This is a genomic window from Chitinophaga silvisoli, assembly GCF_003412465.1.
Classification (GTDB): domain Bacteria; phylum Bacteroidota; class Bacteroidia; order Chitinophagales; family Chitinophagaceae; genus Chitinophaga; species Chitinophaga silvisoli.
The window spans coordinates 72,824-94,426 of sequence record NZ_QTJV01000018.1; the positions used below are offsets into that span (position 1 = coordinate 72,824).

Annotated in this window: 21 protein-coding genes, 1 tRNA gene and 1 pseudogene; 10 read left to right on the plus strand and 13 right to left on the minus strand. The window is 40.1% G+C overall.

Going from position 1 to position 21,603, the window contains the following annotated elements; genetic code table 11:
* Nucleotides 1-54: 54 nt before the first annotated feature.
* The gene (locus DXN04_RS31655; RefSeq protein ID WP_116857444.1) at nt 55-630 is read right to left on the minus strand and encodes an L-threonylcarbamoyladenylate synthase; all 576 of its coding nucleotides are present in this window, start codon (nt 628-630) and stop codon (nt 55-57) included.
* A 22-nt stretch (nt 631-652) separates the two neighbouring features.
* Nucleotides 653-1,783, minus strand: a complete 1,131-nt coding sequence (locus DXN04_RS31660; protein ID WP_116857445.1) for a glycosyltransferase family 4 protein — start codon at nt 1,781-1,783, stop codon at nt 653-655.
* A gap of 80 nt (nt 1,784-1,863) precedes the next feature.
* On the opposite strand from DXN04_RS31660, the gene DXN04_RS31665 reads away from it, so the two are divergent.
* Entirely contained in the window at nt 1,864-2,676 is an 813-nt protein-coding gene (locus DXN04_RS31665; protein ID WP_116857492.1) for a 2,3,4,5-tetrahydropyridine-2,6-dicarboxylate N-succinyltransferase, read from the plus strand.
* 187 nt (nt 2,677-2,863) lie between these two features.
* A tRNA-Leu gene (locus DXN04_RS31670) sits at nt 2,864-2,947 on the plus strand.
* A gap of 652 nt (nt 2,948-3,599) precedes the next feature.
* Here the strand turns inward: DXN04_RS31670 and DXN04_RS34680 are convergent.
* The 3 genes and pseudogenes from DXN04_RS34680 to DXN04_RS35675 form a co-directional block, all read right to left on the minus strand.
* On the minus strand, nt 3,600-4,067 hold the full coding sequence (locus DXN04_RS34680) for a hypothetical protein (RefSeq protein ID WP_147320122.1): 468 nt from the start codon (nt 4,065-4,067) through the stop codon (nt 3,600-3,602).
* 584 nt (nt 4,068-4,651) lie between these two features.
* The gene (locus tag DXN04_RS35670; RefSeq protein ID WP_262512548.1) at nt 4,652-5,143 is read right to left on the minus strand and encodes a DUF1016 domain-containing protein; all 492 of its coding nucleotides are present in this window, start codon (nt 5,141-5,143) and stop codon (nt 4,652-4,654) included.
* A gap of 81 nt (nt 5,144-5,224) precedes the next feature.
* A pseudogene (locus DXN04_RS35675) lies at nt 5,225-5,506 on the minus strand (DUF1016 N-terminal domain-containing protein); the annotation flags it as partial.
* 610 nt (nt 5,507-6,116) lie between these two features.
* Here DXN04_RS35675 and DXN04_RS31690 point away from each other — a divergent pair.
* From DXN04_RS31690 to eptA, 6 genes are all read left to right on the plus strand, one after another.
* Complete coding sequence (locus DXN04_RS31690) at nt 6,117-6,683, plus strand: plasmid pRiA4b ORF-3 family protein (RefSeq protein WP_233525735.1); 567 nt, start codon at nt 6,117-6,119, stop codon at nt 6,681-6,683.
* Nucleotides 6,684-6,825: 142 nt separating this feature from the next.
* Nucleotides 6,826-7,242: a hypothetical protein gene (locus DXN04_RS31695; RefSeq protein ID WP_116857448.1), complete on the plus strand. Its 417-nt coding sequence runs from the start codon at nt 6,826-6,828 to the stop codon at nt 7,240-7,242.
* A 962-nt stretch (nt 7,243-8,204) separates the two neighbouring features.
* The gene (locus tag DXN04_RS31705) at nt 8,205-9,077 is read left to right on the plus strand and encodes a helix-turn-helix domain-containing protein (RefSeq protein ID WP_116857449.1); all 873 of its coding nucleotides are present in this window, start codon (nt 8,205-8,207) and stop codon (nt 9,075-9,077) included.
* 242 nt (nt 9,078-9,319) lie between these two features.
* Nucleotides 9,320-9,994, plus strand: a complete 675-nt coding sequence (locus tag DXN04_RS31710) for a family 16 glycoside hydrolase (RefSeq protein WP_199415183.1) — start codon at nt 9,320-9,322, stop codon at nt 9,992-9,994.
* Nucleotides 9,995-10,265: 271 nt separating this feature from the next.
* On the plus strand, nt 10,266-10,871 hold the full coding sequence (locus DXN04_RS31715) for a DUF2306 domain-containing protein (protein WP_116857450.1): 606 nt from the start codon (nt 10,266-10,268) through the stop codon (nt 10,869-10,871).
* A gap of 320 nt (nt 10,872-11,191) precedes the next feature.
* Nucleotides 11,192-12,721, plus strand: a complete 1,530-nt coding sequence (gene eptA / locus DXN04_RS31725; protein ID WP_116857452.1) for a phosphoethanolamine--lipid A transferase EptA — start codon at nt 11,192-11,194, stop codon at nt 12,719-12,721.
* A gap of 128 nt (nt 12,722-12,849) precedes the next feature.
* Here the strand turns inward: eptA and DXN04_RS31730 are convergent, their stop codons facing one another.
* Nucleotides 12,850-13,230 carry a hypothetical protein gene (locus tag DXN04_RS31730; RefSeq protein WP_147320123.1) on the minus strand — a complete coding sequence of 127 codons (381 nt, stop codon included), beginning with the start codon at nt 13,228-13,230 and terminating at the stop codon, nt 12,850-12,852.
* A 249-nt stretch (nt 13,231-13,479) separates the two neighbouring features.
* Between DXN04_RS31730 and DXN04_RS31735 the strand changes: the two genes are divergently transcribed.
* Nucleotides 13,480-15,396 carry an alpha/beta hydrolase-fold protein gene (locus DXN04_RS31735; RefSeq protein ID WP_116857454.1) on the plus strand — a complete coding sequence of 639 codons (1,917 nt, stop codon included), beginning with the start codon at nt 13,480-13,482 and terminating at the stop codon, nt 15,394-15,396.
* Between the two features lie 69 nt (nt 15,397-15,465).
* On the opposite strand, the gene DXN04_RS31740 is transcribed toward DXN04_RS31735, so the two are convergent.
* The 7 genes from DXN04_RS31740 to DXN04_RS31780 all read right to left on the minus strand — a co-directional run bounded on the left by DXN04_RS31740 (nt 15,466) and on the right by DXN04_RS31780 (nt 20,732).
* Complete coding sequence (locus DXN04_RS31740; RefSeq protein ID WP_147320124.1) at nt 15,466-16,773, minus strand: sensor histidine kinase; 1,308 nt, start codon at nt 16,771-16,773, stop codon at nt 15,466-15,468.
* Entirely contained in the window at nt 16,770-17,453 is a 684-nt protein-coding gene (locus DXN04_RS31745) for a response regulator transcription factor (RefSeq protein ID WP_116857456.1), read from the minus strand. The genes DXN04_RS31740 and DXN04_RS31745 overlap by 4 nt, the downstream gene beginning before the upstream one ends.
* A gap of 10 nt (nt 17,454-17,463) precedes the next feature.
* Complete coding sequence (locus DXN04_RS31750; protein ID WP_116857457.1) at nt 17,464-18,141, minus strand: hypothetical protein; 678 nt, start codon at nt 18,139-18,141, stop codon at nt 17,464-17,466.
* A gap of 275 nt (nt 18,142-18,416) precedes the next feature.
* Nucleotides 18,417-18,665, minus strand: coding sequence for a hypothetical protein (locus DXN04_RS31760; protein WP_147320125.1), 249 nt, complete (start codon nt 18,663-18,665; stop codon nt 18,417-18,419).
* Nucleotides 18,666-18,921: 256 nt separating this feature from the next.
* On the minus strand, nt 18,922-19,767 hold the full coding sequence (locus DXN04_RS31765) for a hypothetical protein (protein ID WP_158569263.1): 846 nt from the start codon (nt 19,765-19,767) through the stop codon (nt 18,922-18,924).
* A 36-nt stretch (nt 19,768-19,803) separates the two neighbouring features.
* Nucleotides 19,804-20,226, minus strand: a complete 423-nt coding sequence (locus DXN04_RS31775) for a hypothetical protein (protein WP_116857462.1) — start codon at nt 20,224-20,226, stop codon at nt 19,804-19,806.
* Between the two features lie 125 nt (nt 20,227-20,351).
* Complete coding sequence (locus DXN04_RS31780) at nt 20,352-20,732, minus strand: DoxX family protein (protein ID WP_233525732.1); 381 nt, start codon at nt 20,730-20,732, stop codon at nt 20,352-20,354.
* A 222-nt stretch (nt 20,733-20,954) separates the two neighbouring features.
* Between DXN04_RS31780 and DXN04_RS31785 the strand changes: the two genes are divergently transcribed.
* Nucleotides 20,955-21,299, plus strand: coding sequence for a winged helix-turn-helix transcriptional regulator (locus tag DXN04_RS31785; RefSeq protein ID WP_116857464.1), 345 nt, complete (start codon nt 20,955-20,957; stop codon nt 21,297-21,299).
* The last annotated feature ends 304 nt before the right edge of the window (nt 21,300-21,603 follow it).

Sequence of the window (21,603 nt, forward strand, 5' to 3'; positions counted from 1 at the left end):
GTAGGGTAAAGTGCAGTCTATCAGCGACCTGGCACTACTTATCCAGATATAATACTAGTCCCTGATGATTTGTAAAGTTCCATCTTTCAGCAGCTTAACAATCCGTGAAGGCTGGCGGGGGGTATGATCATCCTGCCGGTAGGACACGACGTAATCTACTCCATTTTTAACAGCGGGATCAATATCTGCATAAAATGCAGGTGAGGGCTGGCCGCTCAGGTTGGCAGAAGTAGATACCAATGGTTTCCGAAGGCGTTTTACCAGGTGACGGCAAAAAGGGTCCTGCACGAGCCTGATAGCCACCGTCCCATCTTCATTGATCACGCTGGGTGCCAGGTCGAGGGCTCCTTCATATATAACAGTGGTAGGTCTGTCAAAACCGGCGATCAGGTCAGCAATAGCCGGATCCGGGTGGGCGACATATTTAAGCAGGTCTTTCACATCAGCCAGCAAAATTACCAGGCTTTTCTTTTCAGGGCGTTGTTTGAGTGCGAAGACTTTTTTAACGGCTTCTTCGTTGGTAGCATCGCAACCTATGCCCCAGATGGTATCTGTAGGATATAAGATCAATCCTCCGGTTCTCAGGGCGGCCAGTGAAGCCGTTACATCATTTTCGAAATCGGTCGTCATAAATTTATATCGCGTCTTATTATTATAAATTCCGGTACACCTTCATCACCTCAGCGGCACATTTATCTCTTGTAAACTTTTCTGCCTGTATGATTCCCTTTGCTTTTAATTCCTTTGTCAGCCCCGGGTTATTCACGACATCTTCCATTGCATTTGCAATAGTATCTGCGTTTGCCGGGTCAATATACAACGCGGCTTCTCCGGCGGTTTCACCAAAACAGGAACCAAAAGAAGTAATTACAGGTGTGCGGCTCCACAAAGCTTCCAGGATTGGAATCCCAAATCCCTCAAAAAAAGAGGGATAGATCAATGCCTTCGCTCCCTGGTACAAAAGTGGTAAATCATCATAAGCGAATTTCACTGTATCATTTACCAGGATGACGCGATTTTGCAGCTCATGGGCGATAATAAAATCAATCACCTTCTTTTTATAACTACTCCCCCCTCCTACTACCAGCAGCGGCACATCTATTTTGCCTTTCAGCTGTACCATCGCCTGGAGAATGCCTAACAAATTCTTGCGTTCAATCAGGGATCCTACATACAAAAAATACTCCTTTGGAAAGTTATATTTCTCCAGCATCTGCGCAATTTCCGTATCACTGTGTTGCACACCAAATGACTCATCGCAACTTTGATAGGCTACTGCAATTTTATCGGCCGGTGTGTTATAATACGTAATCAGGTCCTGTTTAGTTTGCTCACTGATAGCAATCACTTTATCTGCATATTGGCAGGCATACTTTGCCTTTTTGCGATAGGTCTGCACATCAATGGGATTGTATTGTTCCGGGTTGCGTTCAAAGATCAGGTCATGCATGGTCACCACACTTTTCACCCCGCTCTTATGAATGCCAAAAGGAATTTCGTGACTCAAACCATGATAAAGACCGATGCCTTGTTGTGCCAGTTCACCTACTACATATTTGCTGCGCCACAGGCCTTTCAGGAGGCGATGCAGTGGCTTTTGCGGCAGGATGGTAGTCATATTGCTGAAAGCAGCGGGATTGTACATCCCTGTTAGTTTAGGCGCATACAGGTAGTAATGGTGCTCCGGGTAATAGGTAGCCAAAGAACTGATCAGGGTCCGGCTATAATTGCCAAGACCTGTGTTATTCTGGAAAGCCCGTTTGGCATCGAAAGCAATGTTCATAGAGTGGTTTAAAGGGTCGTAAAGGTAAGAAATATAAAATTCCCCCCTCTTTTACTATGTTTGTGAAAAATTTCGATAAAATGGAGCTACAAGAACTCATCCAGGCTGCCTGGGGAAACCGCAGCCTGCTACAGGAATCTACTTACAGCGATGCAGTCAAAGCTGTTATTGAAGCTGTAGATAAAGGAAAGCTCAGGGTAGCAGAGCCCACAGGAGAAGGCTGGAAAGTCAATGAATGGGTAAAGCAGGCGATCCTGATGTACTTCACTATCCAACCCATGGAAACCATAGACCTCGCACCATTTGAGTTCTATGATAAAATGAAGCTGAAATCCAACTATAAAGAGCTGGGTGTACGAGTAGTACCTCATGCGATTGCACGTTATGGTGCTTTCATCGGTAAGGGTGCGATCCTGATGCCTTCTTATGTAAACATTGGTGCGTACGTAGGCGAGTGCACCATGGTGGATACCTGGGCAACGGTGGGTTCCTGCGCACAGATTGGGAAGAATGTGCACCTGAGTGGTGGTGTTGGTATTGGTGGGGTATTGGAACCGCTGCAGGCTAGTCCGGTGATCATCGAAGATGGTTGTTTCCTGGGTAGTCGTTGTATAGTAGTAGAAGGGGTGGTAGTAGAGAAAGAGGCGGTACTGGGTGCGAATGTGGTATTGACAAAATCTACTAAGATTATCGATGTGAGTGGTTCTGAGCCTGTGGAGTATAAGGGTCGTGTACCGGCACGTAGTGTGGTGATTCCTGGTACTTATACGAAGAAGTTCCCTGCTGGTGAATACCAGGTGCCTTGTGCGTTGATTATTGGTCAGCGTAAAGAGTCTACGGATTTGAAGACGAGTTTGAATGATACGCTGAGGGAGTTTAATGTGGCTGTGTAGGCGGGAAAGGTTTTTTAAGAGAAAGGCTGGGCTGATTAGTGCCAGCCTTTTTTTTGGGGTTTTCGTGCGGGGGGTGGATGTGGTTTAATTGTGTAGGCGTAGGGGGTAGTTGGAAGATTTTTTTAAGAAAAATTTGGAATAATGGGAAAAGGGGTTACCTTTGCAATCCCTTAACACGGAATCAGTTGCCCAGATGGCGAAATTGGTAGACGCACTGTGTTCAGGTCGCAGCGCTCGCAAGGGTGTGCTGGTTCGAATCCAGTTCTGGGCACAAAATGGCTCTGTAATCAATGATTGCAGAGCCATTTTTAGTTAGTGCTTGTCAATATTTCACAGGTTTTAACGCATTCTGGATCAAGTTGGTTTTCTGAGGAAATTAGTTTTTCCCGGGAATATCGAACCAATGATTTGTTTTTTGCCGATTGGAGAAGCTATAATCCAGCAGGTGGCTATGTTTTTTATAATTTCTACTCCATGGGAAATATTCCAGATAGTTATCCTTAGTTGATAGCAACTTCGATTTCCTCCTTTCAAGCGCTTCTATCTTCTTTAGTAGATCTGTCTTTATGGTACTACACTCAGAAATCGAGTAGGAAGTGATGGGGTAATTAATTCCCTCACTGTCCTCTCACACCACCGTACGTACCAACCAGTATATGGCGGTTTGCCAGAATAACTTAGTCTGTTGAGTTGTTTTCCGATTGTAGTGATTGGCGAACTCCCCGTATCCTTGCCCGGTAAAGTAAGCGCTATTCAAACCTGAAGAATTCGGAAATTTTATTTTTAAACGCACAGCTTAACCAGGTGTCCATTTTTATGTTGCAAATCAACTGCAAAGCTCATCCGTGACTTGCACCCTAGAGCTTATAACCATGCCTGGCACACACAAAAAAGGTAGGCCATTAAGACCTACCTCATAAAATTCATTTCCTCTCTAACTCCTCAATCCTCCTCCTTTGTTCTTCCACCACCTTCCTCTGCTCTTCCTGCTCCCTCTTCATCTCTATTAAATATAACGTTAACTCCTCCACCTTCTGCAACAACACCTTATTCATCTCCCCAACATCAACCCCTTCCTTCTTCACCTCCGCCTCATCCGGCACTCCTGGCAAATGCTTATACTTCTTAATATACCCCGCTGTCTCCGCCAATGAAGGCAACTCATAATCCTCATCAAAAACAAAATCCGCCCAACTCGCCTGCGTAATCTTAATCTTTCTCGCTCCAATCACCCCTTCCACCGCTAACTTATAACTCCCGGTATTCGTAGTCCCAATCCCCAAATTCCCATTATCATCCAACCGCATTCTCTCCGTCCCATTATTCGTAGTAAACGTAATAAAACCACCGGTATAACTTCCCCCACGATAAAAGTTAATCGAACTATTCAACCTGCCATAAAATTTATGCTCAAGTGAAAATGAATTACAAGGGCCGGGCTGCGTAACATAAGTATGAACTCCCAAATAAGACCCAGAACTATCGCTATTGCCCTCGGGTAAACGCCCCAATACACTTGTCAACGTATTTAAACTAGCCGTCGCTACATCTAGATAGGCGCGGGGAAAGGTCGTTCCAATGCCAACAGACCCACTCGCAGGGAATGTATTAGTTTGTGCTGATGCAGCAATAGAAACGCTACAAAAGGCTAACAACAAATAAAATTTCATATATAATATTTTTTTATGTTCGCTCAATGTAAAACAATTTATAATGGATTTAATATTGATTTGGTAATTATTTTAATTTATACACACACCGAAGCACAGCAGTTGGTTAAACATGGCAGAAATAGAATTAAACGTCTTAAATGGACAATGGGTATCTAACCAATGCATATAATTATATAATAACTGTTAAAGATTAAATCGATGATAACTACTCAATTTCAAATAAAACCAATATTCGTAGACTTGTAAATAGTCAAGAGCACACGCATTTAAATATTCGAGTTCTAAAACTGACTAAATAGATATCAATCAATCAAACTATTTTCCATTTCCTCAATAGTAGGAAGCTGCATTTTTAGACCTTCAGGAATTATTTCAGACAACTCAAAGGCACTCACTCCAATAGGTTTATTCATGTCACGAAGGGCGTATTCAACCTCTATTTTGTCTTTCATTCTACATAAAATGATACCAATTGACGCACTATCTGTTGGGTGTTTCAATTGGCTATCTACAGCCGATAGGTAAAAATTCAATTTACCGGCATATTCCGGCTTAAATTTCCCAGCTTTCAATTCAATTACTACATAACACCTAAGATGCAAATGATAAAAGAGCAAATCCAGAAAATAATCAGCTTCATTTATTTCTAATTTGTACTGACGGCCAACAAATGCAAACCCTTTCCCCAGTTCCAACATAAAATCTGTTATTTTTTGGGTCAAAGCTTGCTCGATTTCACGTTCTTGAGCATCATCTTCCAACCCCAGAAAGTCAAAATGATACGGATCCTTCATACTTTCCACTGCAAGATCGGATTGTGGTTTAGGCAGTGTTACTTCAAAATTATGGTCCGCGTTACCTAATCTTAAATGGTAACTTCTATTAATATTAACCTCCAGAGTATCACGGGACCATCCGTTTTTATGGCTGGCATTTGCATAAATAATGGCAATATCAATATCTTTAACTTTGGAAATCAATAGTCTTTGGTATGACCAAGGTAATTGTGCCACAGGCTGTGGCACAAATTCAAATTGTTGTGAAAAAAATAGATACCACTGCCTTATCGTATATAAATTCCGACGGGAAAACCCATTTATTTGCGGGAAACTCAATTTTAAGTCAATCGGAAGCTGTTGAAGAAAGTTATCGCCCCACTTGAAATCTTTCTGTCATGCTACGATTTCACGCCCTAACTCCCAGTAAAGTTCAATCAGAACAATGTTGAAATTTTGGGCAGCTCTTAATTGGGACTGCTGAACTTTGTATTTAATTTGTGAAAGCCACGCTTGGTATTCCTTATTCATAAATAGTCAACAATTGGATGAATCCTGTAAAATTAATCCTCTGATGACTCCGGTAAGTTAATCCGATGTTAAACTCAGTAAAATTATCAAACACTGAATTTGAAATGATTAATTTATTAATAATAAATGATATTGGGTTTAAAAACGCTCCAGTTCAGGGCACTTAATTGGCGATGTTCGGAGCTATTATCTACAGCTTTCCTGTTTTTATATCATTTGATGATAGATCTGATTAAATAAATTTCGATCAACCTCCAAAAACCTCTAACAACTGATTACACATATCTCCTTCACTATATTTACCTATTTGGATATTTATGGGTAATTTTATGGGTATTCCTATTGCCACAGAAAATAGCAGGCACATTTTGTAAGTTATTTTACAAATAGCTTGATACGCTTTTGCGGTAAATCGGATTACAAAATAACTATTCAAGAAAAAAGGATAAACTGGTTTAAATTGATATATAAATTTCATATAACACTACTAGAAAGTGATCCGTTAGTTTGGAGACAGATTGTTGTACCGGCTGATTATACCTTCTACCAATTGCACATGACTATACAGGCTGCATTTGGCTGGGAGAATAACCATCTTTTTCAGTTTTCCCAGACAGGATTGATGGATAAGATATGTTATGGTCTCCCGGGAGATGATATCGATCCGGAAATAACTACTATTGATGCAAGAAAAACAAAAGTAAGTCGGATATTCAAGAAAGAAGGACAGACTTATTGTTATGTCTATGATTTTGGGGATGAATGGAACCATAAGATTCTCCTGGAGGGAATAGAAGCAAAAGATATGAATGGCCCGTATTGCCTCGATGGAGGAGGAGCATGTCCGCCGGAAGATGTCGGTGGACTGTCTGGTTATTACGAAATGGTGAAGATATTAAAAACAAAAAATCACCCGGAAAAAGCTGAATATATCCAATGGCTTGGTCTCGTATCTGGAGAAAAATGGGATGAAAAATTATGTAGTATCAGAGAAACAAACAAAAGACTGTTGTTATTGGCAAAATGACTGGTCTTTAAATTTCGCAAATGCAGCATCGATATAATCGGATATACATATCTCCTATAATACGGAACAGCCCCAATCTATATACCATATCAATATATAACCCGTTACAGATATTTACCAAATATTTATCAAAAAAGTCCATATGCAGAAATACGATCTTAAAAAAATCATTTCCAATTATGAAGTTGATGCATTTGAAATGGTCAAAAAAAATGAATTAGATCTTGGCGAATTCCTGGTCCTCGTTCTTTATGATGACAAATATTTTGATAAGATATGTGAAAAACTTACCAGTTATCATAAACATGAGATTGTAACCCCCGTGAAGGATTTTACTGTTCCCAGGGCCGAATATGAGGGCAAAAGCGGGTTAGTTAAACTAGAATACAACGCTATTTTTAAGTACTATGATCATGAATCAGAAGGAGAAGAGGATTACTACGAAGATGAAGAGTTTAAAGAGGTAAAAACTCGGGAAGAGACCCGTTACACAAATATCAGCTTCACAATGAACCCAGACCTGAAGCAAATCATTTTCTGGTTCCCTCTATTTTCCTAAGCGACATCAGGGGATCACCGCAATAAATTCATCAAATAAAAGGGTAATACCATTACCTGCAGTACTCAATTTAGAACAGTAATTAATTACTGATGTTTAGTAATAATTTGAAGCATTTGGTTCGAACACATACCATTACTGGGCACGTAATGGCTCTGTAATCAATGATTGCAGAGCCATTTTTAGTTTATGATTGTCAATAAATCACAGGTTTTAACGCATTCTACCACTATTATTAACAAGCAATTGACAAGCAGCATGACAAGCAGAAATTGTCGTACTTCTCACACTTTTCCCTGGTGGAATTGGCAAAAACAAAACTCCTGGAATTCTTCTAAGCGATCTATTTCCCTCCCTTTCCTAATTGTACTGAAAAAGTGAATAAAATAATAAAGAGAACGCTTCAAAACCTCTGACATGCCCCTTTTATTTAGCTCTAAACTATTGAAACAATTGGCTATCCACGATTGTACATGTTCTCTTCGAAATCTCAAAAATCATTCCTCCTCCGTTTCTGATATTTCCATCTGAAAGTAAACGTAATACAAAGATGGATGTATCGTTTTCATATACCTGTGTTTTATATAAACCTGCCGGCGTTTTACGTTTCTTATCCAGCTTTTTAAAAGCTATCTCACTTTGCTTCCTGACAGAGTCAATGTTACATCCTTTTGAAATAAATCTATCCTCAAAATGACGCGATGAGCTGCAGGATAACAACAACAGAAAAGTAAAACATATCAAAAGCAATAATAAATTTTTCATAAAAAAACTAAAACTTAAGGAATGTATTATACGAAAATTGAAGGATTTAAGGTCGGAAAAATTCAATCTCCTAAATGCATAGACGTATAAACTGCCGCCTGTAATACAAGTAAAGCAAATGATGCATGCTTGCACGATGGTTAACGAAAATTTGTATTTTTATGCAATTCAATATACTAACAAGAAATTGTAAATAAATGACGTTAATTCCGAAAATTACTACATATCATTTCGTGCCTGATAAATATGGGCCAGAACTACTATTAGATATTGGACGGATTGAAACCCTTAAAAATTATGTGCTAGACAATACATTACACCAACTTAGTTTTTACGAAATTATTTTCATAACAGCGGGAACGGGAACATTTGTATTGGACGAAAATAAAATATCAATAAATCCTCGAACCATTATTTTCACCAGTCCAGGACAACTTCGTCGCTGGGAAATTAAGACGCAGGTAAAAGGCTATGCCTTATTTTTTTCAATAGATTTCCTCCATCTTTTTTTTTCGGATGAATTATTTCTCTACCGGTTACAATACTTCCATCAGTATTCACATCCTGCGGGAATGCAGATAGGCAAAACATCATTTGGAAAATGCCTCGAACTCTTACATGATATAGAACGGGAGGTCGAGCAGATCCAGAATGACAGCAATCATTTGATTAGAGCTATTCTATATCAGCTGCTTATCATTCTCAATCGCTATTATGCCGGGGAATATAATATTCAGAGGGATACCTATGTTCATCCGGATTTCTATAGATTCCGATCTTTATTGGAACAGAAATATTTAGAGAACCAGACTGTTGAAGCTTATACTAAAATGCTTAATGTAAGCCCGGGATTCTTTAATAAAATCTGCAGGCAGTTCAGTGGATTATCAGCGCAGCAAATGATCCATCAAAAGCTGATTTCAGAAATAAAGAAACAACTATATCAAAATAAAACCGCAAAAGAGATTTGCTACGAATTTGGATTTTCAGATCCGTCCAATTTTAACCGCTTCTTCAAAAAACATACTAATACAACTCCCCGGCAATACCGAAAGAGAAATATAAAATGACAAGTTTAAAGGCAAAATGACCTTTTTAAAGGATATGGGTGTTCCTAATTTCACAGGAAAAGGGCATATGATAAAACCACAGTTCTTAATCTTTTATTCTTCGTTAGGAACATGCCTGGGGGAAAAGCAAAACGACCATATGTTAATCCTTGGACCGGCTACGACATAATATTGGATGAAGGTGCAAAAATACAGGGTCTAAAAAGAATGCTAAATAGCTCCGAGCCTCTAAATGAATTCATATGAAAAAACTAAACCTTATTATTTGCCTAAGCCTTTTAGCTGCAAAATTTGTTTACGGTCAAAAAATAAAATTGGGAAAAGATAACCTTATACCGAATAAGGTTTCTATGCAATTCAATAAAATTCAAGGTGAAAATGTTGTTCAGGTTGTAAAAGATTCTCTTATTAAGGAAGCGGACGAGGCTACATTTGTTCGAATAAAAAATACTAATTTCAAAAATGGTATTATTGAAGTAGATGTTTTAAGTAAACTCCTTGCTACAGCTTCTCCAACGGACCGGGGATTTATTGGACTGGCATTCAGGATTGATGATACGAATTCTAAGTTTGAATCTATTTATATACGTCCAACCAATGGCAGAGCAGACGATCAGGTAAGGCGCAATCACTCAATTCAATACTTTTCCTTTCCAGATTATAAATTTGATCGTTTAAGAAAAGAAAATCCTGAAAAGTATGAAGCATATGCTGATATGGGCTTAAATGAATGGATTAAGTTGAAAATTATTATTCATGGAACTCAGGCAAAGCTCTTTTTGAACAATAATAATCAACCTGTTTTAATTGTGAATGACCTAAAACTGGGTGCAGATGCGACCGGAGCTGTGGGTTTATTTGTTGACGTTGGGACAGAGGGCTATTTCCGCAATCTAAAAATCACTATACTTGATTGATACTTAAAAATATCGCAGCTGAAGTTTCAGATTTGTAATAAATAAATATATCTTAGTCCTACTTTTAAAATAGGATTTTATTCTCTCCTTATTTTGTTAAGCCAAAATTTTCATTGCTTGCTTTTATTCCATTTTGATATTTTGAAATTATAAAAAGCCTGGGCAAATTATGTGCTTGCAATATGGTTCTTAGTAATAAGTAGGCAACTTTTTTTCCCGGAGAGATTACCCATTTTTTAATTCACATTTACAAAGCTCCCAATCCATTACTATGAAAATTTGGCTTTTTGTTATTATTTGTATTCTTGCGATTCTTATTGGCGCTTATCCACTTATTTATGTCTTTGTAGATCATAAAAACACTTTTCTACATTCTAAATCCCCTGAAATATTAGGACATATAGTTTATAAAACTGCTTTTTTTGCACATATTACTTTTGGAGGAATTTCGCTCTTTATTGGGTGGCGGCAGTTTGGTGATAAATTCCGGAGTAAGTACCTGAATCTACATAAAATAATAGGAAAGGTGTATGTGGTATGTGTAACCATTAGCTCTTTATGCGGCATCTATATAGGTTTTTACGCTAATGGTAATTCAATCTCAGCGATAGGATTTATTTGTTTAGGATTGACCTGGTTCCTTACTACCGTTATAGCAGTTATACAAATTAGAAAGGGTAAAGTAATCAACCATCAACAATTGATGACATACAGTTTTGCTTGTACATTTGCGGCTGTTACACTCCGGTTGTGGTATCCGCTGTTAATTCAAATTACAAAAGATCCTGCCTCTTCTTATCTGACCGTTGCGTGGTTATGCTGGATTCCGAATCTTTTCGTCGCTGCTCTCATTAATAAAGCGAATTTTTCAAGATAAATAGTTCGGCCCATTTTGTAGTCATAAGCTTTGAATTTCTAGCATCGTTTAGTGCTGAGGACTGTTCCTCATTTTTAAGATTGACATAGAAACGGTCATTGGAGTTTTTCAGCTTAGAGAGGCAATTTCCTGCATCAGTCAACCCGCTCCCTAACATTTCCTAGATCTGGGCCTGGATTAACAATAAAAAGTACTATCTGATTTTTAATTCATTAAAACTGGCTTGTTTTGCGTCATTAACCAGCAAATAATCAACAAAAATTTGACAATATTATATTTTATATTAATTTTATTAATTGTTCCGTTTTATAAAATGGCTTATGCGGTTATTAAAAGATAATATAAAAATTGTTCACTTTTCTCTATTAATTAGTTGTCTTAACTTTTTATTCTTTCATTATCCTTTTTTCAAATTTATTTTTAATAATGTTGATTGTAAAAGTATTAACGGCATCTCCATTATTATTTGTTTTGTGATCCTAATGGTGGTTGCAAATGCATTCGCCTTTTTTTTGATATTATTTCTATTACGCTTTGTAGGCAAAGTTATCCTGGCATTTTTCTTTATTGCCAGCGCAATTGCAGTTTACTTTATTAATACTTACGGCGTTATAATAGATGCAGAAATGATGGGTAATGTGCTCAATACCAATTATGGTGAGGCATCTGGTTTTTTTTCCATAAAATTACTACTCTATATAATTCTGCTGGGTGTTATTCCTGCCATTCTTATCATTAAAGCCAAAATAGTAAATGTAACATTCAAGCGATTTTCAGTCATTGCTTTAGCTACTTTATTATTTATGTTAACTGTAGTATTTGCCAATTCCCCCAATTGGCTGTGGGTTGATAAAAATTCAAAAGTATTAGGTGGGCTTGCTATGCCATGGAGTTACACAGTTAATCTTTCCCTGTTTTTTGTACATAAACACCAGGAAAATGAAAAAGAAATATTATTGCCAGATGCTACCATAAAAGATAACCGGAAATCAGTTGTTGTCTTAGTGATTGGAGAATCCGCCAGAAGTGAAAATTTTTCTTTATACGGGTACAGTAAAAATACAAATCCATTACTTTCAAAAACCCCTGATGTATTTCATTTTAATGCTACCTCTTGCGCCACCTACACTACTGCAGGTGTAAAGTGTATTTTAGAACATAAAAATACCGGGGATTTGTATGAGATTCTGCCCAATTATTTATATAGAAATGGCGTAGAGGTTGTCTGGAGAACCACAAACTGGGGAGAACCACCCGTTCATATAAAAAATTACCTGAACAAAGAGGCGCTGATGAAAGATTGTAAAGGAGATGGATGTGATTACGATGAAGTTCTTTTGAATAATCTGAAAGAGCAAATAGCAGCAAGTACAAAAAGCAAGGTATTGATAGTTTTGCACACAAGTACTAGTCATGGACCTGAGTATAGCAAAAAATATCCGCCTCAGTTCGAAACTTTTAAGCCAGTCTGTAATAGCGTTGAATTAGCAAAATGTTCTAATACAGAACTGGTCAACGCTTATGACAATACGATTTGTTATACCGACTATATTTTATCCAATGTAATTGAAGATTTAAAACAATTAAAGGAATATAGAAGTGCCATGATTTTTGTTTCCGACCATGGGGAATCTTTAGGGGAAAAAAATCTCTACATGCATGGTTTGCCTTTAAGCCTGGCACCGAAACAACAATATGACATCCCTTTTATAGTTTGGACATCCGATAACAGTTTAAAACAACTGAAGCCAGACAGTCCATTGTCACAAGACTATGTATTTCACAGTGTTTTAAATTTTTTGGGCATACAAAGTCCTGTTTATAATGAGGAATTGAACATTTTTAAATAGCGAAGGGCTCAAATCATTTTGTCTATTTGACACGCAATTTCTATAAATAATTAATATTCAGTCCGCGAGCGATCCAGCTTCGGGCACCTGGCGAAAAGGCCGGAGGCTTTCTCCGGCCTTTTCTTATTTTAGGAGGATTTTCGCCGCACCCGCTCACCCATCCTCCTAAAAAAACTTAGCTCCTCCCCTTTCAGCCTCTCCTTACTCAAAAAAATCATAAACCCAGGATACTGCCTCGTCTCCAACACCACTGATCCCCCCGTAATTATAATCCTTGAAATCCACTCCCAGCCTTTCGTCTCCACCACATCCTTATTCCTATGCCTCAATACAATACCTGTTTCACTAAATTCTGCATCTGCATCAAACTGCAAAGTCTTAACAAGGCGAACAGTACTAAAATGATAAGCAGGAATAATTACCAGGACTAAAAAAGAAATGAAATAAATTAGTCCCGAAACCAGGAAGTTAACAGCGGGCAAAGGTAATACCGACGCAATCACAAACATACAAATCAAATATATCCATAAACTCTTGGTTAATAACCTGTAGATTTTTGCTTTCAAAATAGACCGATAATCAGATTTAATTCTTTTAATGATCTGCATGCTAATAATCAATTTATATTTAAATTAAATAAATGAAATGGACATTGTTAATCTAACAAAACCCTTTGATGTACCCCATTTCAATCATATACCTTACATGTTTATACCAAAAAAGCATACCACGTTTTTACTACTAAATAAATATTAACCATGAAAAGTCGGATCCTGGCGATTGCCCTATTTTGTATAGCCCATCTAAACGGTTATACACAAGCGATAATTAACCATGCCCCTGAAGGATTTGATTCCTTACGCAGCAACATTATACATGGAAGGATAGACACCATCCACTATCCATCTACAACTGTGGGCACCATCCGCAGCGCCCTGGTATATACGCCTCCTGGCTATGCCAAGAAAAATAAATATCCTGTACTGTATCTCCTGCATGGCATTGGCGGCGATGAGAAGGAATGGCTCAACGGTGGTACTCCTCAAATTATCCTCGATAACCTCTATGCTGAAGGAAAAACAGCGCCCATGATCGTTGTTATGCCAAATGGAAGAGCGATGAAAGATGACCGCGCAACCGGCAATATCATGGCACCTGATAAAGTTCAGGCATTCGCTACTTTTGAGCAGGACCTGATCAAAGATCTTATTCCTTTTATTGAAAAGCACTACCCTGTGTTAGCTGACAGGGAACACCGTGCCATTGCAGGCTTATCTATGGGAGGAGGCCAGTCACTTAACTTCGGCTTAGGTAATCCTGATAAGTTTGCCTGGGTGGGCGGTTTTTCCTCCGCACCTAATACCCGGAGTCCTGAGGTATTGGTGCCTGACCCTGAAAATACAAAAAGACAGCTTAAATTACTCTGGATTTCCTGCGGTGACAGTGATAACCTGATCGGTTTCAGTAAACGAACACATGAATACCTGTATGAACATAAGATTCCACATATCTATTATTTAGAACCTGGTAAACATGATTTCAAAGTCTGGAAAAATGACCTATACATGTTTTCACAGTTGCTGTTTAAGGACCTCGAACCTTCTTCATTCAGTCAATATACCGTGCTTGGCACACCTGCGGCGACGAATGTACGCCAGGCCAGCTATCCACAGGTATTGCCTGACAACCGTGTCGTCTTCCGTCTGAAAGCCCCCCAGGCACAAAAGGTACAGGTCGACCTTGGAAAAAAATATGACCTTTCAAAGGATACTGCAGGATATTGGACCGGTACAACAGACTCCCTCGGCGAAGGATTTCATTATTATTCCCTGTTGATTGACGGTGTAGCTGTAGCTGATCCGGCCAGCGAAACTTTTTATGGAATGGGACGTATGGCCGCCGGCATTGAAATTCCATTTGCAGATGGTGCTTTTTATGCCATTAAAGATGTACCTCATGGCGATGTGCGTATTAAACGCTATTTCTCAGCCGTCACCAATTCCTGGCGCCGTTGTTTGGTATACACACCTCCGGGTTATGACAGCGCCATTCAGCAACGATACCCTGTACTCTACCTCTTGCATGGTGGTGGCGAAGACGAAAGAGGTTGGAGCACACAGGGAAAAACGGACCTGATCATGGATAACCTTATTGCAGCCCATCAGGCTACACCTATGCTGGTAGTGATGATGGACGGCAATGTATCTTCAGGTACCTTTGGTGAGCAGGCATTACAGACATTTGAAAATGAACTCATGAAGATGGTCATTCCATTTATTCAAAATAATTACCGTACAATAGAAACTGCACAACAACGGGCGTTGGCGGGTCTTTCCATGGGTGGTTTACAAACACTCTATGCAGGTATTAACAATACTGATCAATTTGCGTATTTGGGTGTGTTCAGCTCTGGTTGGTTTGGCGGTACACAAACGGCTGCAGAAAAACAATACAAATTTATGCAGCAATCAGCCGGTAAAATAAACAGTAACCTGAAACAGTTCTGGATCGCTATGGGCGGGAAAGAAGATATTGCTTACAAAAATTGCCAGAATATGCTGGCCAGGTTTGACGAAATGAAGATTAAGTATAGTTACAGTGAATACCCCGGTGGCCATACCTGGCCAGTATGGCGCAATAACCTTTATCAGTTCGCTCAATTGTTATTCAAGTAATAATATTTGTATTTGTGGGAAAGCCGGAGGTAGGGTTCCGGCTTTCTTACCTACCAATTAAAGCCGCTTTCACATATGTAAAACAGCTCGAAACACACTGTCATGGTAGTTTAGTGCAAGCCGTATATCATTAATTTCGCCCAGGCGCGTAGCAATCCATAATCCCAATCCAAACCCTTCTTTATAATTTTCAACACGTGTAAACTGCTCCTGCAAAGATTTAACATCGCTGATTACCAGCTCCGTTTCATTCTGTATAGTCAATACGATTCCATCCTGCTTTAATAGATCAACACGGATTACAGTGTCCGCTACACTATACTTTATACAATTACTAAACAGGTTGCCTAATATGATACTCAAATGATCCTTATCAGCTGATACAAATAGCTCTTCATCAGTTGGAGATACATGTAACATAAACCGGAGTTTGTGTTCATACGCCTCATTCTGCATGCGTTCCATTATCTCCATACATAACTCTGCAATGGAAATCCTGGTTTTATTCACCGGAACATTTTTCGCCTTCAACCTGCTCATCAATAAAAAATTATCTACCAGCTTTTTCAGGCGCTGCACCTCTTCTACCTGGTTTTTAATGAGCTGCGCTGAGCTTTCCGCCGCGGCTGTCGTCTGTAATTCGGTCAGCATATTGCTCAAAGGCGTTCGCAATTCATGCGATGCTGCGGCAAAAAAAGCATTTTGTAATTGAGACTGGTGATCGATCCTTTCCAACATCCTGTTTAAAGCCACTGTCAGTTCATGCAGCTCGTCTTTAAAAATAGGCTCTTCCAGCAGTTGGATACTTGCCGTCAGATCTGTATGATTAGCCTTTTTTATTATTTTTTTAAGTGGAAGTAAAAAGAATCCTGATAAAAAATACCCTGTTATAATTGAAATGATAATTGCAGACGGAATATAAATAAGCAGTAAGGACTGCAACTGCTGTATAGATGTATTATAGTTACCGGCCGGCAATGCATAGACGATGGTAAGCGTGCCACCCGTTTCCAGTTTTTTACTTTTCCTGATCCGCCAGTCTTTGCTATTTTTTTGAATACTATCTGTCATAAAATCCCTCCCGGATGGAAGGTTATTAAAAAGCGTATCTGTCCGGATAGTATTATCGTATGTGAGCAGGAACCTTTCATCCGCCTGGGGCAATGCCAGGGTAACCGGGTTAACACTTGTTTTTTGTAACAGGCTTGTAGCCCCTGTTGATAAACGAAGGATGAAATTATTCTCAAACGCTAGTTTTACTTTCCCGTACATGAGAAAAATGATCGCTGACAAAAACAGGATCAATAAACAGTTGAACAGTAATCCAAACCGGAACCTGATGCTTGTATAAAACGGATATGGTGAATGTTTCTTCACATGCTTTTCTTATCGCCTTTTAACATATAACCAGCACCTACCACTGTTTTTATGATAGGATTATCAAAATCCTTATCAATCTTCTTCCTCAGTTGATGCATATATACTTCGATAATATTACTCTCCGGGTCAAAGTTCATTTCCCATGCATTCTCCAGCAATTGATTTTTGCTTAGTACCCGGTTGGCATTCTTTGCCAGGCATTCCAGCAATAAATATTCTTTGGTGGTAAGGTTGATTTCTTTATCTCCGCGTAGCACTTTACGGGCAGCAAAATCGATGCACAGGTCATCAATCATTAGCGTGGAATTTTTTGTATTTCCTGCAATGCGCTGTACAGTTCTGATCCTTGCCAGCAACTCCTCCCAGTCGAAGGGCTTCTTGATATAATCGACAGCTCCAAGATCCAGTCCTTCTACAATCTGCCGGGTATCACTCAGTGCGCTGACAATGATGACCGGTACATTTATATTGAATGCACGCAGGTTTTTCAGTACTTCAAATCCATTCGTTGAAGGCAGCATCAGGTCCAGCAAAATCAGGTCAAACTCTTCAATGGCTGCCTGCTCAAGTGCAGCAGCACCATCATGACAGACAGTTGTCAGGTATCCTGCCTGCTTTAAGCCTTTTTCCATATAGCCGGCTAATTTCCGTTCATCCTCCACTATCAGAATTTTCATAGTTCACTATTTATTGTACCAGATAAGTTTGATGATCTACGGTGATGGACGATGGCCGTAATACCTTGCCATAAACATTTACGAAACCATCCTCATCGCTTCGCTGCTGACCTTTTACAGTTAGCTCCTGAGCAGTCAGGATCATTGGCATGAGATTCTCAGCTATATGCGGGGGTAATACTACTAAGGTACCTGCAAGTACAAATCCTATCATCCTTCCTTCCTCATCTTTTCTGATGTAAAACTTGTTGCCGCTCACAGTCACTTCATCGCCCCGGCTCGGTGGTGGAGGAGGAATACTTCTCAGGTCCACTAAATGATTACGCCGAACCGTGATTGTCCTTAATTCATTATTCGTTTCACCTTTTCCATGTATATCTGCTGTGTATTCAATTGTAACAGCTACCTGCCGGTCTGTCGCCTGTAAAACAAATCTCGCCGCATGCGGAGGAAAATGGATCCACAGTTGTCCTGCCTTCCCTTTCATCAGCATTTTGTCAATATCGCCATGCCCGTTGCTCCCGTACCTGGTCACCATCCCGCTCATGCGCTGGGTAAGCGGAGCAGGAATTGCCGAAGCGGGTACTTCGTGCTGAAGATCGTTTTTCTGAAGCATGAAGAACACCAGGATTCCTACCAGTGACAGGGCTATTGTAATGAATATAATATGTCTCCGAAAAAAATTCATGCTGATAGTTTAAACAGGTATAAGGATAACGAAGTTGTGGATTTTATATTTTCCGCCACACACTACACAACACGCAGGCTGAGAAGATTCCTGTAGAAACTTATACCCGGAAGTCCACAATATAATTGAGGCGATCGCAAAACTACCCAGCAGCAGAAAGGTACTATTATAGCCTATGAAATGTACTAGCCATTTACCCAATGACGGGCTTAAAGCTGCACTAGCTATCATCGAGGTAAACACCATGATCAGCTGCGCAAAGGCGACCGTCATAGCTACAAACATGGAAGGGTCTCCGGCTTTTTAGATGCAGCTGCCCAAACATAAAGAGGTAGCATGGCCCCGTAAGCTGCCACTACCCACAACTGCCGGGAGTACAAAATGATTGCAGCTGCTAAGAAGGTACATATACCAGGTAGCAGCACAAACAATCTTTTCTTGTTTGTAGCATCCACCGGTGCACCGGCAGGAGTCGTTATCATTATACCTGCGATGCCGCCTATTGTCATTACTGTGCCGTTCATAGATGTCTGCCATCCCCGTTCTATTAAGAAAATTCCCAGGAACGGACCTACGCCCGCCTGCAAATCTGCTATAAAGAAATTCAGGCGATTTAGGCGACCTCTGCCTGCTGGCTATTTACCAATAGTACCATAAAGCGATGAAGTTAGACCCGTATTCCTATTTACAAGCAGATGCAGAAGTTGATGCCGTATTATCCTGAAAACGGGGATGTCAAAGATGAATCATTCCCCGTTTCAGGATCTACTTTCACAACTATTACTGTGCCAGATACTGGTGGCCATTCACGGTTATAGTCTGACAATGTACAAGTGTATAATTTCCCTGCAAAGCCTCTCCTGCATTGAGGGCTCTCTTCATACCCGTGAATGCGACCGCTGATCCAACCTGTAATGAGCTGGCTAACTGCATGGCAGATAATGGCGGGATTCGCAATACGGTATTGTTGTCGATAAGTAAGCCGGCTAACATATTTTCCCTGTTAAGCTGCAGGCTCGTGATCTTTCCACTTCCGGAAATAAATGTTTCCTGTGCAGGTGCTACCGACGATACACCGGTATCAGAGAAAGTTTTTCCGCCTGTTGAAACAGACAACATGCTGATTTCTTTTTGTCCTGTAGGAGCAAGGTTCATAGTTCCTGTAACCGTTGCCTTTGCGCCGGATTTCAGGCCTTCTTTGAGTGTGGCACCCAGGTGTGGCGGAAACTTCACGAGGAGCGTGTCGGCATGATCTGCCAGGTAATACCCGTCATATATAAATTCATCGTTTGCTGCAAGACTAACAATGGTACCTGTATATGTTTGTACTTCCTGCAACTGCCCTGGAGGCGGAGGGGGAAGTATGGCGGGTGCTGATGGAGGTGGCGGAGGTGCTTGTAAGCCAGGTCCCCCGGGAGGTGGTGGTGGAAGCATGCCTGGTGCTGGTGGAGGCGCCTGCAATCCAGTTCCCCCGGGAATAGGCGGTGGAGGTGTCGTCACAGCAGGTGCCACACCTGGTATTGCAGCTGGTGCTGTAGCCGGCTCTTGTGCATAAAGCATCGTTCCGCAGCACAAGCAACATGCTACCATCATAAATGCTTTTGTGAAATGTGTTCTTGTTTTCATCGTGTAAGCTTTTAAGTGTGAATACATGATTGCTCATTACAGGCGGTTTCTTTCAAGAGAAGATATACACCATTCAATCCCCTGTAATAAACTATTAAATGCAATAATCTCGTGGGCAGGAGCATGCGACAACACCCCGGTTACCGCTTCTTTCTGAGCATCACTGACTTCTTCTAACACAAGTGGTATTGGCACTTCAGTATCCTCCTTATGAGCCACCAATACATTCCCTTTCCTGACGGCAAACTTATTTCCTGAATGATTTTCCACAGCTTTAATCAAGGCGTACATGCGTTGCAGCAGCAAATTGCTGTATAATTGTTTGTGTGCAGGACCGCCTGTTGTAAGCTCGTGCAAAGAAAATTCCCGGTCTTCTTTATCTTTTATCAGCAGCCTGATGAACGATTCGGGATTTCCGGTTACTTGTTGTAAATCTTTTTCCAGATGATGTTTAGGCATAACTCTTACTTTTGAATGTAAAGTTGACCTGAGAGGATGAGGGCTACATGAAGACCAGATTAATTTTTCTTAATCTTCAACCATACATTCAAAAGAAGAGATCCAAATTCATTGATAACGGGCTTTTATTCCTGGTTTCCTTTCCCCCTTATCCGCAGGAGCAATTCCGGGAAGCGGACTACCGCTGTAATCCACACGAGTGCTTCAATTGCCATCGGAAATACGATATTCTGCTGATGCTGTAAATGGGTGGCAATAGCACCCCCTAAATAAGAAGATAACAGCAATGTACCCAGGATTCCTGTTCTGGGAATCAGGAAAAGGATAACAGATAAGATCTCAATGATTCCCATCAATGAATAGGTCGCACCAGAAAGCCCAAATGATGCCCCCATTTGCAGGGCATGATTGCTTTGTATAATTTTGTCGATAGCCGAAGCACAAAGCATCAAGCCAATCAATCCACTTAATATCCAAACGAAAATTTTTCTTGTATTTGTTGCCAATTCTAATTGTTTTGTGATTATAAAAATTGTATCCCCGTAGTTGAAAAAAGACTGCCAGCTAAGTGACCAGCCTGGCAACATACTTAGATTGCATGATCACTACTTTGTCTTTTAATTTTTTCATAAATCCATAATTTTTGATTGAAGGACAAAGTTTGGCGATTTATAGTATACATTTGTAACCAGTTACATAAATGTAAGTAGTTACATAAAGAGAAGTATATGAAGGATCAACAGGATGATGGATGTGAGAATGTCCATGCTGCTATACAAGACACTTTATACGTGGTAAATGGCAAATGGAAATTAGTCATCCTTTCAATTTTAGTAAACGGCGGTACCAGGCGGTTTGGAGAATTGTCGAGAGAGTCAGGGATTTCACCCAGGATCCTAACCAAAGAACTGCAGGAACTGGAAATAAACCAATTGGTAAAAAGGCAGGTATGTAATACGAAACCTGTTACAGTAGAGTATTCTTCAACACCCTATGCGGAAACGCTGAAGGAAGTGATTGATGCGATGATCCGTTGGGGCAGAAATCATAAACGGAAAATTAGGGGGCAGTAGCGTGTCAAGTGCTCGCATACCTCGCTTTCAACTCATCGTATCGCATCTTTGTAAAGATAAAAACGCAGCACTCAATATCCACGCGACTGCCGCGGCAATTGCGAACAGGCCTCCAATTTTATGAAGAACACCTGAATGGAAGATGCTCCTGCTGAAAACTGACCAGACCAGGAATTGCTTCAGTCGTTTTAGCCAGGAAGGAAAATTATTGGAGCTTATACATCCTGCCGGGAGCTTGTGTATGCAGGCCGGTGGTGCAGGGAGAATTGTTGTATGCATCGATACTGAGATCGCCGGAGGTGAA

Bases quoted from the DNA above. Each gene is read 5' to 3' on its own strand.
- DXN04_RS31660 (WP_116857445.1), bottom strand. From the start codon at position 1,783: ATGAACATTGCTTTCGATGCCAAACGGGCTTTCCAGAATAACACAGGT.
- DXN04_RS31710 (WP_199415183.1), top strand. From the start codon at position 9,320: ATGAAAAAACTAAACCTTATTATTTGCCTAAGCCTTTTAGCTGCAAAA.
- DXN04_RS31705 (WP_116857449.1), top strand. From the start codon at position 8,205: ATGACGTTAATTCCGAAAATTACTACATATCATTTCGTGCCTGATAAA.
- DXN04_RS31730 (WP_147320123.1), bottom strand. From the start codon at position 13,230: ATGTTTGTGATTGCGTCGGTATTACCTTTGCCCGCTGTTAACTTCCTG.
- DXN04_RS31750 (WP_116857457.1), bottom strand. From the start codon at position 18,141: ATGAATTTTTTTCGGAGACATATTATATTCATTACAATAGCCCTGTCA.
- DXN04_RS31775 (WP_116857462.1), bottom strand. From the start codon at position 20,226: ATGCCTAAACATCATCTGGAAAAAGATTTACAACAAGTAACCGGAAAT.
- DXN04_RS31785 (WP_116857464.1), top strand. From the start codon at position 20,955: ATGAAGGATCAACAGGATGATGGATGTGAGAATGTCCATGCTGCTATA.
- DXN04_RS31760 (WP_147320125.1), bottom strand. From the start codon at position 18,665: ATGAACGGCACAGTAATGACAATAGGCGGCATCGCAGGTATAATGATA.
- DXN04_RS31735 (WP_116857454.1), top strand. From the start codon at position 13,480: ATGAAAAGTCGGATCCTGGCGATTGCCCTATTTTGTATAGCCCATCTA.
- DXN04_RS31765 (WP_158569263.1), bottom strand. From the start codon at position 19,767: ATGAAAACAAGAACACATTTCACAAAAGCATTTATGATGGTAGCATGT.
- DXN04_RS31695 (WP_116857448.1), top strand. From the start codon at position 6,826: ATGCAGAAATACGATCTTAAAAAAATCATTTCCAATTATGAAGTTGAT.
- eptA (WP_116857452.1), top strand. From the start codon at position 11,192: ATGCGGTTATTAAAAGATAATATAAAAATTGTTCACTTTTCTCTATTA.
- DXN04_RS31665 (WP_116857492.1), top strand. From the start codon at position 1,864: ATGGAGCTACAAGAACTCATCCAGGCTGCCTGGGGAAACCGCAGCCTG.
- DXN04_RS31715 (WP_116857450.1), top strand. From the start codon at position 10,266: ATGAAAATTTGGCTTTTTGTTATTATTTGTATTCTTGCGATTCTTATT.
- DXN04_RS35670 (WP_262512548.1), bottom strand. From the start codon at position 5,143: ATGAAGGATCCGTATCATTTTGACTTTCTGGGGTTGGAAGATGATGCT.
- DXN04_RS31655 (WP_116857444.1), bottom strand. From the start codon at position 630: ATGACGACCGATTTCGAAAATGATGTAACGGCTTCACTGGCCGCCCTG.
- DXN04_RS31745 (WP_116857456.1), bottom strand. From the start codon at position 17,453: ATGAAAATTCTGATAGTGGAGGATGAACGGAAATTAGCCGGCTATATG.